Below are 20,985 nucleotides of genomic sequence, written 5' to 3'. Positions count from 1 at the left end.
GTTATAAAGCCTATGAACTTTATAATAGCCGATTTATTGATTAACCTTTACTCCACCTTGCCCTCTATCGATTTCCTTCCATTTAGGGCGATTTGAGCCAGAAAATCTTTTTTGCATTGACCAGTATTCAATAGGAAAACGTTTCACAATTGTATTACCCACGCCAATATCCACAGTCATGTATTGTCCGTTATTCATCGACCCTTTTGTTACATAGGCATTCGGACTGCATGTTCCTGTATCTCGTTGTTCCCATTTTCTATCTGTTCTTGCCACAATATAAAAATCACCAAAGGCACATCCCGAGGATGAACGGTGATTGAGAACAGCAACATAATGTTGTGTAGAACCCACGATCTTACAGGAGCTATTTTCGCCTCCACATACTTGCCAAAGTGTTTTCCCTTTATCGCCTTTAAATTCCCATATGGTATTGGCGGGAGGCTTACTCGCAGAGAGTACCGGGGTAGTGATAAAATAAAGAGATGCTAATATGGCTGTTGCTATCATTTTTTTCATGTAATGCTCCATTCATTTCATTATTAAGTGAACTGTTTTGTGTTTATTAAAGTAATAATGTGATCCAACGTTATCTATTTTGCTTTCTAATCAAGATCCCATTCATAGCCACACTCTCGGCACATCCACCCTTTTCCCCATGGAATGATGTCATGCGATGAATGGCAATAAGGACAGTCTTGAGATATAAACAAATAACCGTAAATAACCATCTCTATATTTCCTCCTTAATCGGGGTTAAAGGTTTTATTAATTGGTTAATAACTTGAAAATGAGGCAATGCGGCAATAAAACTGTTTTGACGAGAAAGTTGAGAAATATCGTCTCTTGGAATAAAGGTCATTGTTAAATTTTGGACTTGATGAATATCATCTAATAAAAGCACTTGTACTTGCTTATTATATTCAGCGACGAGATACCATAACCCTTCGCGATAAATAAATTGATAAGGATAGAGTGGATTGAATCGATGATTATCGGTTAATACAATCACTTGCTGATAACTACTAATAGCGTAAATAAGCTGATAAAAATTATCTGAATGTTCAGCTGAAGTGCGATGCGCATGATGCCAAATAATACAAGGTGCTTGCTTTCGTTCAGATAATAATAGATTCAGCAATCGACTATCTAATCCCGGAAAGAGTCGAGTCATTCCTGTCTGTTTAACAAAAGTCAGAATGTCTTTATCACGATAAGCATTCAGTGTATTGAGCGGAAGACGATATACACCTCGCTGACCTTCTACACCAAGATAAACAAGGCGTTCACGAAAATCGCGTTGCAAAGTACGTTCAGATACATTGAATTCCTTCGTGAGTGAGGATAAAACAAGGCTCTCTCCCGCCATCAAGCGAGCAATCAAGGCAGATAATCGTACCGCCATGCGGTCATATTTTCGGTTGGTCTGAAACATAACATCTTGCTCTCAATAACAGGCGTTAGGAAATTACAGGGATAAGGGAGTTTAACTTAGGGGGTTGACAGGTTATGTCTGTTGAGAAAATATCTCATTTGGGTATTTAATGATAAAGTGTTAACGCTAATGAATTGATAAATAAAATTATGATGTTTATTTATACAATGGCAAAAATGAAGTGCGAGGACACAACCTGTCAGGAAGGGAAAATTAATTGGGTTGGCGAGGTGTGAGTTGATTAAATAAGGTATCCGCCATTACCCATAATGCTTTGTTAAGTTTGATATCACCATCGATACCGTTCACTGCGCGAGTACGAGCTCGCTTACCTTTGATAGTTCGGCCTGATAATCCCCCTTTAATCAGGTTTTCTTGCAAACGTTGATACACCGTCCATAAGTCTTCCTTTTTATCCTCAAATCGTCGAGGTTGTAGAATTTGTTCTCGAGTAACAGGCTGGAACTCCTCACCAAATCGATAGGTCAATGCCGCTTCAGCAAAGGCTTGCTGGACGGGTGGTGATAACTGTAATGACTGCATACTTTCCCGTTTTTCTGCCACTTGCTCAAACGTATCGAGTACCTCATACGCCCCTTCAATCACTTTCCCCACGACATCCCCTTTATGGGGTACACGCACTTCACCTAATACATCACCGCACACTAACCCATTCGAGCATACTGCTCTAAATAACCCGGGTAACATTTGGTAGCTACTTGAACCATCATGACTATTAAGCAGAATAATTTCAGGTACTTGAATACCTATGATTTGGTCATGTCGCCGTAACCTAAGCATGTGTTTAGTATGATCTCGACGACTGATATCACGTACACGGGTTTGGCAAGCAAAGAACGGATAGAAGCCTTCTTTTTGCAAGCTGTCTAACAAGGAGATGGTGGGAATGTAAGTATAGCGTTCACTGCGTGACCCATGCTTATCTTCGGAGAAAACACTCGGTACAGTACGGAATAATTCTTCAATGGTCAGTGGACGGTCACGACGAATGCTATTGGCAGAGCCAAAACGAGAAGCTAATAAATTCATGATAAGACTCCCGATTAATTAATCAATTAAATGGAAAATGGCAGCAGATTCAGAATGTTGTAGCGCATAGTCACGCAGCTGATAAAAGCGGTCGCACATCACTTCATTTTTGGTTTGAAATGACCAGATGCTGTATAAAATCAAACACACGGCAATACCCGCTGCTTCACAGCTAACTTGTGCTTCATTGCCGTTATGCATGTTGAACAGCGTTAGTGCTTCTTTTGCAACATCCGGGTAGATAAAAGCGCCACCATTAGATAACGTGCAGTATTCCCAATATCCACCGTTATAGGCTTCACAAAACTGTCCCATGGTGGTGAAAGTCACCACTTCAAAGGTGGCCCAACCTTTGATCCCTCCAAAATGAGTTACCCAAAAATCAAGACGTTGCTCATCGGGAACAAAAGTTATAGCGATAGCGGATCCGATTGAATCGGACATAAATTAAATCTCCAGTAACCAGTAAAAAGAAATTAAAAAAATGCCAATCACGTTAAGGATTGGCGCTTGATGTAATAAATGATGCACCAATTTAAGAGGTTAAAAGAATAAACTCCATAATGATTTGGCGACAGAAACAATACTGTTTTTGACTGTACTGAGTGTATTTTTTATCAATGCTGGCAGAGGAACAATGTCGATTAATGTATCAACAATATCGCTGACACACTGTCCGAAGCCATCACGCGCGGAAGTCTCTACAGAGGCAGTTCGATAGGTTGTGTTCAATTGCCTAGCAACCCCGCTACTGGCTTGCGCCGGTAACGCCTGTATTAATTTTTCTGCCAACTCAGTAAGTTGAAAATTTTCTATTGCAGAAACACCTATCACCGTGTGATAGGGCTTAAAGGCGGTTATTACTGCCTGTTGTTTCAATACTAAATTGGCTGCTTGTTCATCAGATGGCTGGTGGCGCTGTTCATCCCATTGGCGACAAGGCTCTATCTTATCGGCTTGGTTCAATACAAACAGAAAACGGTTTCGATGATAACCACATTGCTCAGTAAGAAAATGATAACACTGCTCATCGGAAGACCATGCTCTATCATCCGCTTTAAGAACCCAAATGATTAAATCCAATTCTGGTAATAAGTTACGATAGAGTGAGTGATACTCTTTATCACGCTCAAGACTTTCTCCAACACCCGGTAAATCTATAAAGGTAAGAGTATGGTCATTCATACTCATACTGAAACGCTGAGCTTGACGTGTACAACCGGAAACATCACTGACAGATGAGAGTGGTGATTGAAATAGGGCGTTGATCAGACTTGATTTGCCCGTTCCTGTTTTACCCATTATACCGATGGTGGGGGAATAACAAATAAGATGATTAAAGGCTGAAAAAAACATTTTCTTTGTTTTTTCAGGAAGAAAAGATAAGTGTGATTCTAATTGTTTCATCATAGCAACCTTAATTAACCAAGTTCACTATGATGATATATATCTCAATTTTTTTTCGATTTTAACTTAACAAAATCATATTTTTTTATAATCTCATCCGAATTTAATATTAAAAAATCAAGAATATCACTCATGTTTTTATTTTCTTCTTTTGAGATTTTCTTTAATTTATCACTGGCTTTTTTTGAAATATATGTATTAAGGACTTTCTTATCTTTGACTCCATCACGAAATTTTTTCTGACTCCAAGCCTTTTTCATTTCTATAAGATACAATTTAATCTCAGCTTTCGACTTAGATAATGCCCAAAAATCAAAACTGGATTTTACTATTTTTTCTTTTTCATTACTGAGCATTCTATTAACATCATAATCAAAGAGCAGATTGTTCCTTTCCATTCTCTCATAAATCCAATTTACAAAAATCTCACCATCATAATTTTCAAAGGGATCTTTATTTTCATCCATATAATTTATTATATGGTTTATTATATTATTTAAAAATGAATCATCACCATTCAAACCCACATTAGAATTATCCGATATCACACATAAAAAATCTAAAAAGAAAACAACACTAACTAATGAAACATTATTATCCTTGTCAGAATTAATATTTATAGGGATCAATAATTTATTATTTACAGGGATCGGCCTTATGTTTTTATTCTTTAGTAAATCAACATATTGTTGAGTAAGAACATTCATCAACGCATTTAAAGTTCTTTTGCTTTTTATTTTTCCAATTTTATAATTTATAAAAAAATAAATATTCCCATAAGGAAAGAATGATTTTGAAATTGAAGATGAAGATATATCTTTTCTTATATGCCTAATCTTCTCATAATGAATATTTTTTTTAACACTATCATCATTACTAGTTAAAGATAATATTTCCTCACAACAATCATGATTATCATTAAATACTCCAGAGATAAAGCACTCCTTTAACTTTACAAAATTATAAATATAAAAATATCTATATTTTAAATAATCATCTGGTATATTTATTTTCACTTAATTCATCCTTATTCAGCATAGTATTTTATCATCACTTTTAGGTAGCATTTTACTATAAAAATTACATAGTATTTTACGTAGTAAAATACATGCATATTATGCTAAAGCAAAGCCAATAAAAATCTGTGATGTAGTGCAATTATTCATGATTATTATATCAGAGTAAATGCTAGCTTTTAGATTTATGAAGAACCTAGATGATATCAAGCATTGATAGACCTTATCATCACAAATCTCATGTTGGTGTTGTAATATATATAAGTACAGATAATTATCACTGCATCTAGATAATGTTACCTTGTCACTCAAAAATACATTCAACACTCATTCCATCATTCATTAATCGTATTTTCATTACCTTCTATAAAAATAAATCATTTTATTACAGTAACGGATTTAGATATGAAATAAACAACAAGGAATAATTCATGTCTATAAAATCAAATAATGAAAATTATTTTTCAAGAATAGGTGCAGTAATATCTAAGTCACTTCAATCGCACAATCGAATTTCTGCGATAAGAATTGACCTAAGATTTCCTAGCTATACGGTTTGCCATTTAAATGATCCCAAAGTGATAACTCGATTCTTTGAATCATTAAAAGCAAAGATGAAAGCAGATTTAATTCGTAAATCTAAATCATGGGAAAGACATTGTTTCAGTGAACTTTATTATGTCTGGGTTAGAGAATTTGGAGAGATAAATAATAAAAAACATTACCATATTTTAATCATGGTTAATAAAGATATTTATAAAGGGTTAGGTAACTATGATGCTGATGATATAAATCTTGGAAAATTAATACAGCAAGCATGGTGTAGTGCAATTAATGTTGATTATCTAACTTATAAAGAATTAGTTCATTTTCCTACAAAACCTACTTATTGGTTAGATAAAAATGCACCTGATATAAAAGGGCAAATCTTACAATTAAAGATCCGTTGTTTATATTTAACAAAAAATCACTCTAAACATTATGGAGATGGTGAACGTTCTTTTGGATGTAGCCGCTAATAAAAAACATGAGGGGGATATCTTTTGGAAGAAAGATATCCCTAAACATTTATCGATATCTCTTCTGCCTTTTAATTTAAAAGACAGGAATTCAATAATGAACACACAAGCTATTCCCTTATTAGATGATCAATTCGTTGATATGAAATTTATTACGAAATTAACTGGGTTAACCGATAAATGGTTTTATAAATTAATTCAAGATGGTGAATTTCCAAAACCAATTAAATTAGGCCGTAGTTCGCGTTGGTTAAAAAGTGAAGTCGAAAATTGGCTACAAGCACGTATTGCCGAATCCAGAGCATAACCATCACATCACTCCCCTATTCTTCATTAGCAACACTAACATTTAAATCACTTCGGATATTTATCCACGAAAAGTGTCGTGCACACCATGAGGCATTGCTACGTCACTACCAGAGCTGGCTGGACAGCTTTACCAAACTCACTGTTTTTCAGGGAGTGTGCAATCCCTTAATCAAGCATTGTCACCTATTGATGGTGGCAGATATACGCTTTCCTGACACCAACAGCACACCCGCTGTCGTTCCTGCATACCTATGCCTCTTAATTCACGGTAAAATGCTCTCTGAACCATTATCGGTACAATCTGATATGGATGTGAGCCTAGAGGTCGATAACCGCCTACTGCGTTACTACTCGATGCTAGAGGGCATTTTACTCAGCGAGTGTATGTGGCTTGGACAGAGTTCGTTTGCCAACAAACTGATAAGTTTGTTTAACCTGTTCAATAACCCTGAGTTACGTCCCAAACTAATGTGGCTGTGCTGGTATGATTTGATGCTAGGTTTTCCGTTAGATGATTGGCTAAATACCCTGAAGATGAAAACTGAAGAACAGCTGGTGGAATGGCTGATTGGCAGGCAAATGGCGAAACTGGGGGTTGACGAGGATAATGGATGATTATGTGTTGTTTGTTAGTGAACAACTAATCGAATAATCCGATTAGTTAACTACAGGAAGTCGCGACGAATTGATTATGATATTATAATTATGAACTATTATAATTATGAACTATCATACTTAGGCTTTGATGGTGTTAAGCTGATATAAAAATGGACTCTGTTAACCATATTTTACTTAACCCCCCCCCGTTTAAAATGAGAAGTTACAGTTATATGTTAAAAATGATTATATCTATTTGAAAATCTTTAGAATACGTTCTCTTTGCGAACGGTATAAAATTTCTGGCGTTCTCTTTCATAATTACATTTTTTAGGATCAGGCAGGCACAATCTATGCAATGTCTGAGATAACTACATCCATTTTTACTTGACTACCACCAACAAAAATTTAGTGGTGCAGGAGAAAACGTGAAGTATCAGATAGTAGGTGGTGCAGGCCTGCACCGCAGCGAAACCAAAACAGTTGATATAATGGTTAAGCAGTTACCAGATAGTTGGTTTGGCTATGCTGGCTTGGTTGTTACTGATAGCCAAGGATCGATGGAAATCGATACGCTAATTATTACTGCTGACCGGCTGCTATTAGTCGAGCTTAAAGAGTGGAATGGTAACATCACATACGAAGGGGGGAAGTGGCTGCAAAATGGTAAGCCACGAGGCAAAAGTCCCTATCAGATCAAGCGTGAGCATGCATTGCGACTAAAAGATTTGTTGCAGGAAGAGCTATCTCGTAAGTTGGGTTACTTTTTGCATGTTGAGGCTCATGTAGTGCTGTGTGGCACTGCAGGTCCTGAGAACTTGCCATCAAGTGAGAGTCGCTATGTTCATACCCGTGATGAATTCTTGACTATAGGCAACCCCAAAAATTACGAAAAGCTGGTGCAAGACACTAACTTTTCTCATCTTTTTGAGGGGGGAAAGCCTCGGCCAAATTCAGATGAGGCATTACCGATCATTAAGTCCTTCTTTGAAGGCCCAAAAGTCAGGCCTTTACCACTTAAAGAAAGCGGTTATCTTGCGAACGATAAGCCATTCTTTAGTCACCCTCACATGGTCTACAACGAATTCAGGGCTACCCACAAAGACAATAGTCAACACAGAGGTCTGCTACGTCAGTGGAACTTTGATGCCTTGGGTGTAGCAAACGCAATGCAAACATTGTGGGCTGAGATAGCTCTGCGTGAGACCCGAGTAGGTCGCTTAGTTCGTCATGGCAGTGCAACTATGCAGGATTATATGTTGCGTGCGGTAAGGGAACTATCCGAGGAGGATATAACTGATGATGCCCGTGAGCTGTATGAGTTACGCCGTAGTTTTAGCCGATTGGATGAGATACTAGATAGCGAAGCTGACGGGTGGAGTAAGTCTGATCGTATTGATCGCGTTCGTGCATTATTGGCTCCATTCTCTGAATTACATAGCCTAGGTATCGGTCATTGTGATATTGACCCACACAATCTATGGTACGCAGGGGATCAAAAGAGCATTGTCGTTACTGGTTTTGGCGCAGCCTCGCTGGAGGGACATAATAGCCTGGAGGCATTACGTCCGACATTGCAAAGTGCTCCATATACTTTGCCCGAAGATGCTTTTGAAGAAGCAGTTGAGCCCTATCGCCTAGATGTATTCATGTTGGCTGTAATTGCTTATCGTATTTGTTTTGCAGGCGAATCATTACTGACTCCTGAACAGATGCCTGAATGGCGAGCTCCATTAACTGATCCTTTTAGCGGTATTTTAAATAGCTGGTTTGAACAAGCTCTTAACCTTGAGCCAAGTAAACGCTTTCCACGTGCGGACATAATGCTCAATGAGTTTAATGCGGCTACTAAGGAACATAGCCAAGAATTTGATGAAGCTAACCAGATTTATCAAGAGTTAAAGCAAAACAAATTCTTTCGCGAAGGGATGAACAGCGTTGGTGTGTTAATTGAGTTTCCTCCGCTTCCTGAACAGTTGTCTATGGTTTACCCTGCTCTTGCTGCTATTGCTACGACTGGCAGCATCAGTTATCACTGTGAACAAGGTGGAAAAGCCCTGCAGATAAAATTGTGGGATGGCGTGATTTTGAATCCTCAGCAACCTGGTGTTAACCGCCGTATCCACGCTTTTAAGCAGCGAATCGATAAGCTTACGCATATAAACCTGCCAACTCCTAAGGTGCAGTCCTGTGGACTATTAGGACAAGGCGGCTTGTATGTAGTGAGCGAGTATGTGGATGGTCTACCGTGGTCACAGTTTATTGCTGAGAGCGTGTTAGAACAATCCCAACGTTTCACAATTGCGGAGACGTTGATCAACACCATTCATGCTTTTCATGAAAAGCAGTTACCTCATGGAGATCTTTGCCCAGAGAAACTGCTGGTACAAGTCGGGGAGCAGACAGCAATTACCCTGATTGGATTGCTTGAATTCAGTGATGAATTAACTGCAGATAATCGCTACCAGCCAGATAATCCTGAAAGTACTGATGCTTTTGGGCGAGATTGCTTTGCAGTATATCGTATGGTGGAGGAGCTATTTAGTGAAGATATGCCAGTACTGGTGCAAGCTGAGTTAGAACGTGCAAAGCAAACCGTTGACGGTATACCTATCGCGCTCGATCCTTTACTGCAGTCACTTCGAGCACCGGAACAAGCTGAGATTAAGCAAGTTGTGGAGTCTGAGTCACAAGATAAGGTAATTCCTGTTTGCTGGGGCGCAGATGATTGGCCGCAAGAAGTGAAGCTTCTAGAACAAAATGATGGGGTCTATCATTTTCAATGTAACTGGTCAGCTAACCCACGCTTTGCGCATGAATTGCGTTGTTACATCACTGGCCTAGGTGAGCGGCTATTGGTAGACCTGGATCCTGATAATCGCACTATTAATAGAATAGTGTATGAAAAAGGATTATCGATCGAAGAAAGTATAAAGGCTGGTAAATATTCCCAGGCTAAAATTAATACTCAACTTTCATTACAGCGTGGCTCACTTAATCAGCGTAATACTTTTATTGAACTACTGTTTAATCTCGAGCCAGTAATTGACGCCATCATTGAGCGAGCTAATCCTAATCAAGAGATGGATGAAGATGACTTCGATAGTAGTGAGTCAAGTCCAGTTGAGTTGTGGCAGGCATTGTCTGACACAGAAGTAGACCTACGAGATATAGTCAATATCGATTCAACTGACTTTCAGGAATCACCAAGTGGTTGCTTACTCTACCCATATACTACGGAATCCGGTGCTGACCTCAGCTTTGAACTTGATGATAAGATCATTGTTTATATTAAAGATAAGCGTGAATCAGTGCAGTTAGGGGAGTTGCGGCTAAGTGAGACTACGCCGAATCTATTGGCTATTCGCTTTGATTTCGATGCTGCTCGTAAGCGAATTAGTAGCGGCAGCCAGCTACAATTGGAGTCGATCCGTGACAAATCATCAAGAGAGTTGCGTCAAAGAGCCCTTCAACGAGTAATTGAAAACAAAGCAGAGATCCAGCATCTGCCACAGTATTTTGATTACCACCAGAAACCCTGCATGCAGCAAATGCAACCGCGGCCATCCGCAGATACATTACGCGAGCTTTATGATCAGCCTGGACAACGTTTTAATGAACAGCAGCTCATGGCGTTTCAACAGTTGGTCGAGTTGGGACCTGTTGGAGTTCTGCAGGGACCGCCAGGAACAGGTAAAACAACTTTTATTTCAAAATTTATTCACTATCTGTATCAACATTGCGGTGTGAATAATATTCTTCTGGTCGGCCAATCCCATGCGTCTGTTGATAATGTAGCCATCAAGGCTCGAGAGCTCTGCCATACAAAAGGAATGGAACTGGATACAGTACGTATTGGTAATGAACTTATGATTGATGAGGGTATGCTAAGTGTTGCAACTAAAGCTCTTCAGCGACAGATTCAGCATAAATTTCACCGTGAATATGACCTGCGAGTTAGCTCCCTAGGAAAGCGTCTAGGGATGGCTCCATTATTAGTCAAACAGTTATGTCAGTTACATCGTACGCTGAATCCCTTGATGGTGACATATGGCCAATATAGCCGTGAGCTGGATAAAGTAGAACAGACAAAGAGTAGTAGTATTAGTCATCAAGAGCGACTGACTGAATTATTAGAACAAAGCAATCAGCTTAAACTGCGAACACAAGAAATTATTAACTCAATATTCGATGACAGCTTGCTGAAAACTCTCGTCTATGATGAGGCCTTGATAAGACAGTTGGCTGAGCAAATTGCCATACAATGCAGTTATAACAATCCAGAGAACCTTGAACGTTTTATGCAGCTATTGGAAATGAGCCAAGAGTGGATGGATGTATTACGCGGCGGCGAGGCTGGATTTGATCGATTTATGTTCAAAAGTAAGCGATTGGTTTGCGGAACTCTTGTTGGTGTTGGGAATCGTCGACTAGAGCTAGCTGAGTCCAGTTTTGATTGGGTAATAGTAGATGAGGCTGGCCGAGCACAAGCTGCTGAATTGATGGTAGCGCTGCAATCAGGCAAGCGAGTGTTACTGGTAGGGGATCATAAACAATTGCCACCATTCTATCATCAACAGCATCTTAAGTTAGCCTCTAAGAAGTTAGAACTCGGGAAAGGGATCTTTTACGAGTCTGATTTTGAACGTGCTTTTAAAGCAACAGACGGCGTAACACTCGATACTCAATATCGAATGGTAGAACCAATTGGTGAGTTAGTATCGGAGTGCTTTTACGCTCAAGATATCGGTAAACTGCATTCATCGAGGAAAGTCTCGCCAGATTGGTATTCCGAGTTACCAAGTCCCTGGAACAAAACTGTTACTTGGATCGATAGTTCGAGCCCTAATGAAGCAGGTGCAGAAGAGCATAAGGGTAATGGCCGTTACTATAATCAGCGAGAAGTCCGGCTACTGTTAGAGGCTTTGCAGTCATTGTCGAGCGATGACTGCATTGCACAGCTTAAGCAAACTATTACCACAGAGCAGCCATATCCTATTGGTATAATCACAATGTATCGTCAGCAAAAAGAGGAAATTGACAATGCTATCAGTCGGGCTGAATGGGCAGCATCGTTGCGTAGTTTGATTAAGATCGATACCGTTGATTCATATCAGGGCCAGGAGAACAAGATAATTATCCTTAGTCTGGTTCGCGATAATCCCAACAAACTACAAGGTTTCCTGCGCGATGCGCCGCGAATAAACGTTGCTATTTCGCGAGCTCAAGAAAGGTTATTGATTCTGGGAGCTAGGCGTATGTGGTCAAAGACCAATAATGATTCAGCACTTGGAAACGTTCATGAATTTATAAGTAAACAGGTTGCCGTAGATGAACCCAGCTACCAAATCCTGTGTGGTCAAAGTCTGCTTGGAGATAACAACTAATGTCAGAACCACGTCTGGGTAATCTGATTACCGTTTTACTACCTGCGCGTAGTTACAAGATCAACTGCGCTTTGACCACTGAAAAACTGATGCCTGGAATTGAACAGTTTGCATGTCGCTTGCTGCTGATTTTTGATCAGCTCTATCCCAGCGAGTTACAGAATTACTTTGGTCTAACCGATCGTGAACGAGAGATATTGCTTGATGGCTTGCTGGCTAACAGACTGATCAACATTAACCCAGATGGGCATATTGAGGCTAGCTCATTCCTACGTAAGCATGCAGATAGTAATGGTGGAAAGCCAAGTTTAGTTAAGTATCAAGAACGTACGGAGGAAGTGGCATTCGACCTACTAACTCTTTCGATATGTAAACCGCAACCGAATCGGCGTTTTACTTCTGGACTGCCAGAGCTATTGCCTCGGCATCAGATTGGGGGAGATGCTGCTGCGGTAACAGAGGCTTTTAGCTCCCAGTTTCGCCACCATCTTTTGCTCAGCCGCAACAGCGAGTATGAGCGTCAAAGGACTAGATTATATAAGATAATGGGCTGTAGTTCGCATGAGATGGTGCAGCTCCCAATAGAGATAGAGGTTAGCTACGATGCTTCTGCTGGTAGCATTGAGCCGCAGAAATTTACTCGCTCCTATGAATATTTAGGTAACACCCGGCTGCCGCTTTCAAACGAGCTGGAGGCTCATATCGCAGATTTTTTGGGAGAACATAAACTAGATGAATTTGGTATCGACTGTGAAGATTTCTGTAAACTAGCAAATGATAAAGTGTTGTTACAATTTGCTAATGGTTATAAGTTCGACTATTCCGGCTGGATAGAGGCTCGCGAACAACGGAAAACTGGCTACGGTACTTCATTGACTACCGGCATGTTAGGGGCTGTTTATTTGCCGCACAACTCTAAGCTGTTCATTAGTATGTTGCATAATGCATTACGTGATTATATAGGTAAAACAACTCCAAAGGCCGTGTGGTATAGCAGTAAAGTACCACTTTGGGGAGCTAATGGCAGCCAACTTTCGCGTTTTAATCGCGATCTTAGCGATATCCTTGGCAATTATGCCGACGATAAAATTGCTCGCATTTCGCTTTTACACCCAAGCGCTGATGAAGGTGAGAAACGTCAAGAACGTAAGCGACACATTGGTCGTTTTCCTACCGGTATTGGCCTTACTTCAGAGGCTAAGTTTGATCGTTTGGAGATACTCTTAATTCCTGATGTGATTGCTTTGGTGCAATACCACGGTCAACCTAATTCTGATAGTGCATTAACCCTGCCTATTGGTTATATAACCGTTAAACCTGAGCGTTTAGAATTACTTAAAAACCTAATGATTAAACGAGTTGAAGGGGCAACTGCAATCATCAATTGGTCTGAATATAAACTTGAAAATTTAACTTCGCTATTACCTATTGAGCTTCTGATTAAACTAGATAAAAAGAGTGGTGAAGACGTAAAAACTGCAATCCTCCAAAAGCACATTGTTGACCGCGGTGAAACTGCACGAGCAATTCTATCGCTACGTAAATAACACTTGTATTTCAATCAGGTATAGTAAATGTATTGATTAAATAGCTACTAATTAACTTGAGGCAAAGAAATCGGTGAGTCGCATTATTGATATCCAATAAGATAATGCTAAGATGACCAAATTTGTACTGCTCTGGGTATTTTGAATGGTTGGAGTTAGTGACTCTGTGAGGTACTCCAATAGAAAGCACCGTTTACTTTTAGGGGTTTAATATCATCGAGAATGAATAACAAATTTTCATAAAAAAATAAATCCATATGGCTAGCCATCCTTACATATAGACATAAAGATGGCTAATTATTACTTAAAATTTACACTCACCACATTACCCAAACTCCCCTCCAGCTCATCCATGTAATTCGCATACCACTGCATCATTTCTCTGCGTCCATCCATATACTGAGCGTGATTGTACGTGCCACGGATTGCGTTCTTATCGATATATGCGATCTGGGTTTCAAACCATGTTAAGTTAAAACCTTTCTCATACAAGATAGTCCCCATCTCGTGGCTGGAACCATGTCCTGTTAGCCTTCCCTCATACTCAAGCAATTAAAAACCTGATTTATGCTTTCTTTACTGACCAGCTTTTGATGAGTATTTAGCAAGGCATGTAAAACCGTATCTGCATACCTCACACTATCTCATTGTTTAATTTCGCAAAACTAAACGGCGAAATTTCTTTCTGCCTATTCACATCCAGATAATCAGCCCACCACTGCACCATCAGCCGCCTTTCCTCAATATGTTCAGCTTTATGAATATAAGCCGCCCTCACTGAATTGCGCTCTTGATGGCTCATTTGCCTTTCTACTGCATCCTTCGACCACAAGCCTGACTCAATCAACGAACTACATGCCATCGTTCTGAAACCATGCCCACACACTTCTGTCTTAGTGTCATACCCCATCACACGTAATGCGTTGTTTACTGTATTTTCACTCATGGGTTTTCTAGGATTATGATCGCCGATAAAGATTAGTTCGTGGTTACCGCTGAATTGATAAATCTGTTTTAAGATCTCAATCGCTTGTCGGCTTAAAGGCACTAAGTGAGTAGTACGCATTTTTGATCCGCGATGAGAGTGCTTAACCCCTTCTATCACTTCGCGTTCAGCAGGGATCGTCCACATGGCATTTTCAAAATCAATTTCATCCCAACGGGCGAAGCGTAGTTCACTGGAACGAATGAAGACTAACAAGGTGAGTTTGACTGCAAGTTTAGTTAAAGGCCTTCCCTTATAATCATCGATGCGTTGTAAGAACTCAGGTAGACGTTTAAGCTCTAAGGCTGCTCTATGGACTCGTTTACCAGTAGCAACTGCGCCAGCCATATCTTGGGCTGGGTTATAGTCGATTAAACCACTTTGTACTGCATAGCGCATGATGGCTGTTACACGCTGTTGTAAACGTGCTGCCACCTCAAGACGTCCAGACATCTCTACGGCTTTAATCGGTTCAAGTAGATCACGAGTTTTTAGTTCGGCAATATTGCGTTTACCAATAGCAGTAAAGATATTGTCCTCAAGGCTTTTGAGGACTCTATGGCTATGCCCTTCCGACCATTTCTTATTGGTTGCATGCCAATCACGAGCTACCTTCTCAAAGGTATTAAATTCCTTTTGCTGTTCTTCTTTCACTTCTTTACGTTTTTCGCTTGGATCAAATCCATTAGCAATTAACTTTCTGGCGGCATCTCTTTTCTCTCTGGCTTCTGCGAGTGAAATATCAGGATAAACACCCAGCGCTAACATTTTTTGCTTACCGCCAAAGCGATACTGTAAACGCCAATATTTTGAGCCGTTGGTATGTACCATCAAGTGCATACCATCACCATCGGTCAATTTATACGATTTATCCAAAGGCTTGGCAGCCCTGACTTTAGCATCAGTAAGAGCCATGATTTATCTCCTTCTGTTGGTACAAACTATTATCGAATCGAGAGATACCAACACATATACCAACAATAGGTACTTGATGTGGGTTGACCTTAGTATACTTGGGAAGACTGAAAAGTGGGGAAAAGCCTTGTAAAACTGGGATTTCAGATACAAAAAAAGACGTCGGTTGACGTCTCTTGATGTTCTTATGGTGCCGAAGGCCGGACTCGAACCGGCACACCCGAAGGCGGTTGATTTTGAATCAACTGCGTCTACCAATTTCGCCACTCCGGCACTGAAGTGTACTTGGAAAACCCGCCCATTATACTTGCGTTAAGTAGCCTAGCAACAATTATTGTTGATTTTCAGACTGATTGGCGAAAAAAAGTGCATTTCTTGCTTTTGATGTTTATAAAATCTTCTATTTCCTCTTTTTATCAATAGTTAGCTCATCTTAATCCTTAATCCTTAATCCTTAATCCTTAATCCTTAATCCTTAATCTAGGATAGAAATAAACATTATTAATTTATCAATAACATCTTATTTATTTAAATCAATATACCGATATAAAATATTTTATATATCGATAAATAAAAAAAGGATCAAAACTTGGGTTAGTGTTTTGATCCAATAGTACTTCTAATAGAGGGCTTAGTTTTATTCTAATGACTATAAATTATTATTTTAGCGTCACTGCCCTTTCTTCCCTGGTGTGAGGAAGATGGTAGTTATATTTTATTAATACATAGGAACTTATTTTTTAATTCAAGGTACTTCTTACTAAAACAAAGGTACTTACTTTCTAATATAAAGGTACTTCTTACTAAAACAAAGGAACTTACTTTTGATACAAGGCATAACTCTATTAAAACAAAGGAACTTACTTTCTAATATAAAGGTACTTCTTACTAAAACAAAAGTACTTACTTTTGATACAAGGCATAACTTTATTAAAACATAGGAACTTAATTTCTAATATAAAGGTACTTTATGGCGCATTCAAAGGAATATCTAAATTAATATATAATAAAGTGAGACAACGACTCTATTATTAATTATAACTTACTTTATTAAGGCTCTATTATTTGCTGTGTTATCTTTGCTCTATTTTAAAACGCTTTACTGCCCCTGACTCGATGAATCTATAATAAGTTTAATTTCTGAATCTCACAATGGATAAATTATTACAAAATATGACACACTCCTATATTACCTTTATATATCCACACAATATACATCCAAAAAAGATAACAATAAGACTTAAACACCAAATATTTACCTTAAATTAGACAATAACACTGTTAATTAACATTTTCTTGATAAACATATGCTAACTTAATAATAAAGAAAAGCTAATGTTTAAGGGGAAATAGCAGAAATTAGAGTGAGATTGTAACTTAACTGTAATACTAATCTCTTTTTTCGATGATAACAAAAACAAAAAAGTGTATTTATTCTCTTTTTGCGATGCGTTAACCCTTAAAAAGATCTTGAGCTATGACAATTTGACACATTTGCCTTTATATTTTTGTTAACTCACACTTGCACTGATAGACATTCTTATTTCTGATAATATAATCAAAATTTGGTTTAAATCTGATAAGACGGGGGTGTTATGGGTATTGTTGGCTGGATTATAACGGGGATGTTTGTTGGTATTATATTAGGCGCCGTACTGAAAATAATAAATAAAAACAAGAAGTAGCACGACGAAAACAGCGAAAACCAGAACATAAACGGATTTATGTTGCTCATACTCTTTCTACTCACTTACTTTGTTGATCGTAAAAATGAAAAAACATTTTCTGAAGTATCTATTGCTCCCTCTTGCCATGCTAACGCTAAATGCTTGTAGCCAGCGATCATCAATACCACCAGCAACAACACTCCCTTCTGCTACATTTAGCAAAAATGTACCAGAGCTTACACAGTGGCCAACAACATTAACGCCAAATACCAGAAATGCCACTGCACTGTTTGATAAATACGCATCGCAAATTTATCAAAAAAGTAATCCACAAGGCATGGTAATAGTGATGATCAATAACGATCACGCAATGAATCGAGCATTCGGTACCACAACACCTGAAAGTCGTAATGCGCCTTCAATGAACTCCCTTATCCGTATCGCCTCGATAACCAAATTAATGACCAGTGAAATTATGCTGAAACTGCAAGACGAAGGTAAGCTGTTAGTGACCGATCCTTTGCAGAAGTATAATTATTATGGCGTTAATATCCCATTAGTTAGTTCACAATCGCCTATCCGCCTTTATCATTTAGCTAGCCACACTAGTGGTTTTCCTCGTGAACAACCCGGTGGAAAATGGGGGCGACCTGTTTTTATCTGGCCTACTCATAGTGATCGCTGGAATTGGTTGAAAAAAGCCACATTAACGTCACCTGCTGGTAATGAGGCAGCTTATTCTAATTTGGCTTATGACCTTCTTGCTGACGCGTTAATCAAAGCATCAGGTAAAAGTTATCCTCAGTTATTACAACAATATGTCGCTCAACCTGCTGGTATGAGAGATACCACTCTCACACCAACTTCAGCACAGTGTCAGCGCTTATTAGTTGGTTATCGTCCAAGTCCGTGTTCAGACACACTAGCAGCCGCTGGTAGTGGTGGCGTTTATTCAACCCCTGCGGATATGCAACGCTGGATGCAAGGCTTTTTAACCTCACACAATGCCATGAGAAAAGCGACTGCAAGTAAAGAGCAATCGATCTATTTTCCGCGTAATCAACTCTCTTCGATTGAAGGTATGGATGTTGCAGGTCGTGCTGATGGTGTAGGTTTAGGCTGGGTTTATATGGCACCAGCAAATGGTATTCCTGCTATTTACCAAAAGACAGGGGGTGGTGGTGGATTTAATACTTATATGGCAACCATTCCTGAGCTCAACATCGGTGTATTTGTGGTGATAACGCGTAAACCAAACGGCACTAAATTTAGTGAAGTAACACAAGGCACCAACGCCCTTGTTCGCGCTCTAGCAAAAGATTTTTATCAGTAACAACAGAAAGCATCATTAAAATAGCGAACAAAAAGAAAGCGCCTTGGAGATAAAAAAACTCTAAGGCGCTTTTTATTTAAACTGATATCGTACTTTTATTTTTAGCGATTACGTCTCATCAATAACCAAAGACTGAGAGTGAGGAATAATATTCCTGGTACTAAAGCTGCGACAACTGCCGGAATGCCGTAGACCAAACTTAATCGACCAGAAACTTCATTAACGATATAGAACAAGAAGCCGAAGGCGATGCCTGTTACAACCCTTAATCCCATCGGTACAGTACGTAATGGTCCAAAAATAAATGACAATGCCATCAACATCATCACTGCAACAGAGATAGGTGCGAAGATTTTTTTCCAAAAGTTCAGTTCATAGTTACCAGACTCTTGCCCACTCTGTTTTAAATATTTAACGTACTGATATAAACCACTAATGGATAGAGCATCAGGATCTAACGCCACAACGCTGAGTTTTTCAGGCGTCAATCGTGTATTCCACTCTAGTGAAACCTGCTTTTTACCCGTGATTTGTTGCTCATTACTTAAATTTGACTCTTCAACTTGTTTTAATACCCACGTTTTTTTCGCGCTATCATAAGTTGCACTCGCGGCATATCGAACAGATATCAGCTTTCTATTATCATTAAAGTCGTACAGTGACACACCTTGCATCTCATTTTGACTTTTAATTCGGTTGATATAAATAAACTGATTACCGTCTTTCGCCCACATACCACGATTAGTTGAAACCAAAGAGTTACCCATGATTTTCTCTGCACGATAGTTACGTGCATACTGTTCGCCTTGTGGTGCACCCCATTCGCCAATTAACACAGTAAGTAACACTAACGGTATTGCCGTTTTCATTACTGAGCCTGCAATTTGCAAACGAGTAAAGCCTGAAGCTTGCATGACCACCAGCTCACTACGTGTTGCAAGAGCGCCTAATCCCAATAGTGCACCGAGTAATGCCGCCATAGGGAAGAAAATTTGTACATCTTTTAGGATGTTTAAAATGGCATAAACACCCGCATCTAAAGTAGTAAAATCGCCTTGCCCAACTTTACGCAGTTGATCGACAAACTTAATAATGCCGGAGAGTGATACCAGTAAAAAAAGCGTCATTAAAATAGACTGCAATATGGTACGCCCGATATATCTATCTAATACACCAAACATCAGGCAACTCCTTTCTTAAAGCGAGCGCGTAGTTTACGCATTGGCAAGGTATCCCAAATATTAAATAAGATAGCCAATGCCATGTAAGCGCCATTTACTGCCCACATTGCAATTAAAGGGTCTACTTTTCCTTTCTCACCACTTGAACGCAGTGAACTTTGTAATAAGAAAAAGACCAAATAGAGCAACATTGCTGGCAACATGCTTAACACGCGTCCTTGGCGAGGGTTTACCTCACTTAAAGGCACCACCATTACTGCCATTATGACCACCGAGAAAATCAGTGTTAATCGCCAATGGAATTCTGCAATGGATTCCGTTTCAGTTGAGTGCCAAAGCTCAGACATGGTTTTTTGTTCAACACGGTTACTGTTGATAGTTGATTCATGATGCCCAATTACTGCTTGATAATCAGTAAAATCAGTCACACGAAAATCACGCAATACCGCTGTACCTTCGTAGCGAGTACCTTCACTTAAGACCACAATTTGATTACCGTTTGGTAATTCTTTGGTATAGCCCTTATCTGCAACCACCACAGATGGACGTTGATCTTGTGTTGGTCGCACTTGTGCAAGGAAAATATCTTGGAACTGATTTCCTTTTACACTACCAAGATAAAGCACCATATTGCGATCACTGGACATTTTAAATTGCCCTTCCATCAACGCCGCTAAACTTGGATTTGCTTTCGCATCTTCGAGTACCGTCTCTTGGTGTACCGATGACCAAGGAATAAGCCAAATAACATTCCCTGCGGCTAATGCGGTTGTCAGTAATGAGAGCAGAAGTGCAGCTTGCACTAATGCCTTTTTACCTATTCCACACGCATTCATGACGGTTATCTCACTTTCAACATAAAGTTTGCTGTAAGTCATCAAGAGCCCAAGAAAAAGGCTTAATGGAAGAATAAGCTGTGCCATCTCTGGTATTCCCAGCCACAGCAGAGAAATCACAAGATTAGTAGGGATATTCCCTTCTACTGCTGCCCCTAAAATTTCAACCAGCTTTTGGCTAAAAAAAATCAGCATCAAAATAAATAAGATGGCTATCTGACTTTTAAGGGTTTCCCGAGCTAAATATCGAATTATAATCACGCTAGTTATGCCTGTGAAAACTTGTCTTTTTGCAGGAAAA

16 protein-coding genes, 1 tRNA gene and 1 pseudogene are annotated in these 20,985 nt (G+C 39.3%); 6 read left to right on the top strand and 12 right to left on the bottom strand.

The genetic code is table 11. The annotated features are described in order from the left end of the window. Nucleotides 1–33: 33 nt before the first annotated feature. From ABN099_RS11875 to ABN099_RS11845, 7 genes are all read right to left on the bottom strand, one after another. Nucleotides 34–519: a hypothetical protein gene (locus ABN099_RS11875; protein ID WP_349463994.1), complete on the bottom strand. Its 486-nt coding sequence runs from the start codon at nucleotides 517–519 to the stop codon at nucleotides 34–36. An 86-nt stretch (nucleotides 520–605) separates the two neighbouring features. Continuing rightward, entirely contained in the window at nucleotides 606–731 is a 126-nt protein-coding gene (locus tag ABN099_RS11870) for a transposase (RefSeq protein WP_219986650.1), read from the bottom strand. 2 nt (nucleotides 732–733) lie between these two features. Beyond that, nucleotides 734–1,435 (bottom strand): transcriptional regulator, encoded by a 702-nt coding sequence (locus ABN099_RS11865; RefSeq protein WP_287218523.1) that lies wholly within the window; start codon nucleotides 1,433–1,435, stop codon nucleotides 734–736. A gap of 213 nt (nucleotides 1,436–1,648) precedes the next feature. Further along, entirely contained in the window at nucleotides 1,649–2,485 is an 837-nt protein-coding gene (locus ABN099_RS11860; RefSeq protein ID WP_349463993.1) for a DUF932 domain-containing protein, read from the bottom strand. 18 nt (nucleotides 2,486–2,503) lie between these two features. After that, complete coding sequence (locus ABN099_RS11855; protein WP_349463991.1) at nucleotides 2,504–2,929, bottom strand: antirestriction protein; 426 nt, start codon at nucleotides 2,927–2,929, stop codon at nucleotides 2,504–2,506. A 99-nt stretch (nucleotides 2,930–3,028) separates the two neighbouring features. Further along, nucleotides 3,029–3,892: a GTPase family protein gene (locus tag ABN099_RS11850; protein WP_349464087.1), complete on the bottom strand. Its 864-nt coding sequence runs from the start codon at nucleotides 3,890–3,892 to the stop codon at nucleotides 3,029–3,031. 44 nt (nucleotides 3,893–3,936) lie between these two features. Next, nucleotides 3,937–4,908, bottom strand: a complete 972-nt coding sequence (locus ABN099_RS11845; protein WP_349463990.1) for a hypothetical protein — start codon at nucleotides 4,906–4,908, stop codon at nucleotides 3,937–3,939. Between the two features lie 431 nt (nucleotides 4,909–5,339). Here ABN099_RS11845 and ABN099_RS11840 point away from each other — a divergent pair, with 431 nt between their 5' ends. The 5 genes from ABN099_RS11840 to ABN099_RS11820 all read left to right on the top strand — a co-directional run bounded on the left by ABN099_RS11840 (nucleotide 5,340) and on the right by ABN099_RS11820 (nucleotide 13,767). Then, the gene (locus ABN099_RS11840) at nucleotides 5,340–5,927 is read left to right on the top strand and encodes an inovirus Gp2 family protein (protein WP_349463987.1); all 588 of its coding nucleotides are present in this window, start codon (nucleotides 5,340–5,342) and stop codon (nucleotides 5,925–5,927) included. Between the two features lie 97 nt (nucleotides 5,928–6,024). Then, the gene (locus tag ABN099_RS11835) at nucleotides 6,025–6,234 is read left to right on the top strand and encodes a helix-turn-helix transcriptional regulator (protein ID WP_349463985.1); all 210 of its coding nucleotides are present in this window, start codon (nucleotides 6,025–6,027) and stop codon (nucleotides 6,232–6,234) included. Nucleotides 6,235–6,329: 95 nt separating this feature from the next. Beyond that, complete coding sequence (locus ABN099_RS11830; protein WP_349463983.1) at nucleotides 6,330–6,851, top strand: hypothetical protein; 522 nt, start codon at nucleotides 6,330–6,332, stop codon at nucleotides 6,849–6,851. A gap of 410 nt (nucleotides 6,852–7,261) precedes the next feature. Then, a complete protein-coding gene (locus ABN099_RS11825; protein WP_349463982.1) occupies nucleotides 7,262–12,220 on the top strand; it encodes an AAA domain-containing protein in 4,959 nt (1,652 codons plus the stop codon). Beyond that, nucleotides 12,220–13,767 (top strand): hypothetical protein, encoded by a 1,548-nt coding sequence (locus ABN099_RS11820; RefSeq protein WP_349463981.1) that lies wholly within the window; start codon nucleotides 12,220–12,222, stop codon nucleotides 13,765–13,767. Before ABN099_RS11825 ends, ABN099_RS11820 begins: the two co-directional genes overlap by 1 nt. Nucleotides 13,768–14,067: 300 nt before the next feature. On the opposite strand, the pseudogene ABN099_RS11815 reads toward ABN099_RS11820, so the two are convergent. The 3 genes and pseudogenes from ABN099_RS11815 to ABN099_RS11805 all read right to left on the bottom strand — a co-directional run. Next, nucleotides 14,068–14,348 (bottom strand): annotated as a pseudogene (locus ABN099_RS11815) (integrase); the annotation flags it as partial. A gap of 53 nt (nucleotides 14,349–14,401) precedes the next feature. Next, nucleotides 14,402–15,667, bottom strand: a complete 1,266-nt coding sequence (locus tag ABN099_RS11810) for a tyrosine-type recombinase/integrase (RefSeq protein ID WP_349463980.1) — start codon at nucleotides 15,665–15,667, stop codon at nucleotides 14,402–14,404. A 188-nt stretch (nucleotides 15,668–15,855) separates the two neighbouring features. Next, nucleotides 15,856–15,940 (bottom strand) — tRNA-Leu (locus ABN099_RS11805). Nucleotides 15,941–17,437: 1,497 nt separating this feature from the next. Between ABN099_RS11805 and ampH the strand changes: the two genes are divergently transcribed. Continuing rightward, on the top strand, nucleotides 17,438–18,667 hold the full coding sequence (gene ampH / locus ABN099_RS11800) for a D-alanyl-D-alanine-carboxypeptidase/endopeptidase AmpH (RefSeq protein ID WP_349463979.1): 1,230 nt from the start codon (nucleotides 17,438–17,440) through the stop codon (nucleotides 18,665–18,667). A gap of 101 nt (nucleotides 18,668–18,768) precedes the next feature. Here ampH and lptG read toward each other — a convergent pair whose 3' ends face one another. Both lptG and lptF read right to left on the bottom strand, forming a co-directional pair. Beyond that, the gene (lptG, locus tag ABN099_RS11795) at nucleotides 18,769–19,848 is read right to left on the bottom strand and encodes an LPS export ABC transporter permease LptG (RefSeq protein ID WP_349463978.1); all 1,080 of its coding nucleotides are present in this window, start codon (nucleotides 19,846–19,848) and stop codon (nucleotides 18,769–18,771) included. Next, on the bottom strand, nucleotides 19,848–20,945 hold the full coding sequence (gene lptF, locus ABN099_RS11790; RefSeq protein WP_349463976.1) for an LPS export ABC transporter permease LptF: 1,098 nt from the start codon (nucleotides 20,943–20,945) through the stop codon (nucleotides 19,848–19,850). Before lptF ends, lptG begins: the two co-directional genes overlap by 1 nt. Nucleotides 20,946–20,985 lie beyond the last annotated feature (40 nt).

Origin of the sequence: Proteus hauseri (assembly GCF_040139125.1) — a bacterium.
In the GTDB taxonomy this organism is placed as follows: domain Bacteria; phylum Pseudomonadota; class Gammaproteobacteria; order Enterobacterales; family Enterobacteriaceae; genus Proteus; species Proteus hauseri_B.
The sequence above is the reverse complement of the archived record's forward strand: the minus strand, read 5'-3'. Positions and strand labels throughout refer to the sequence as shown.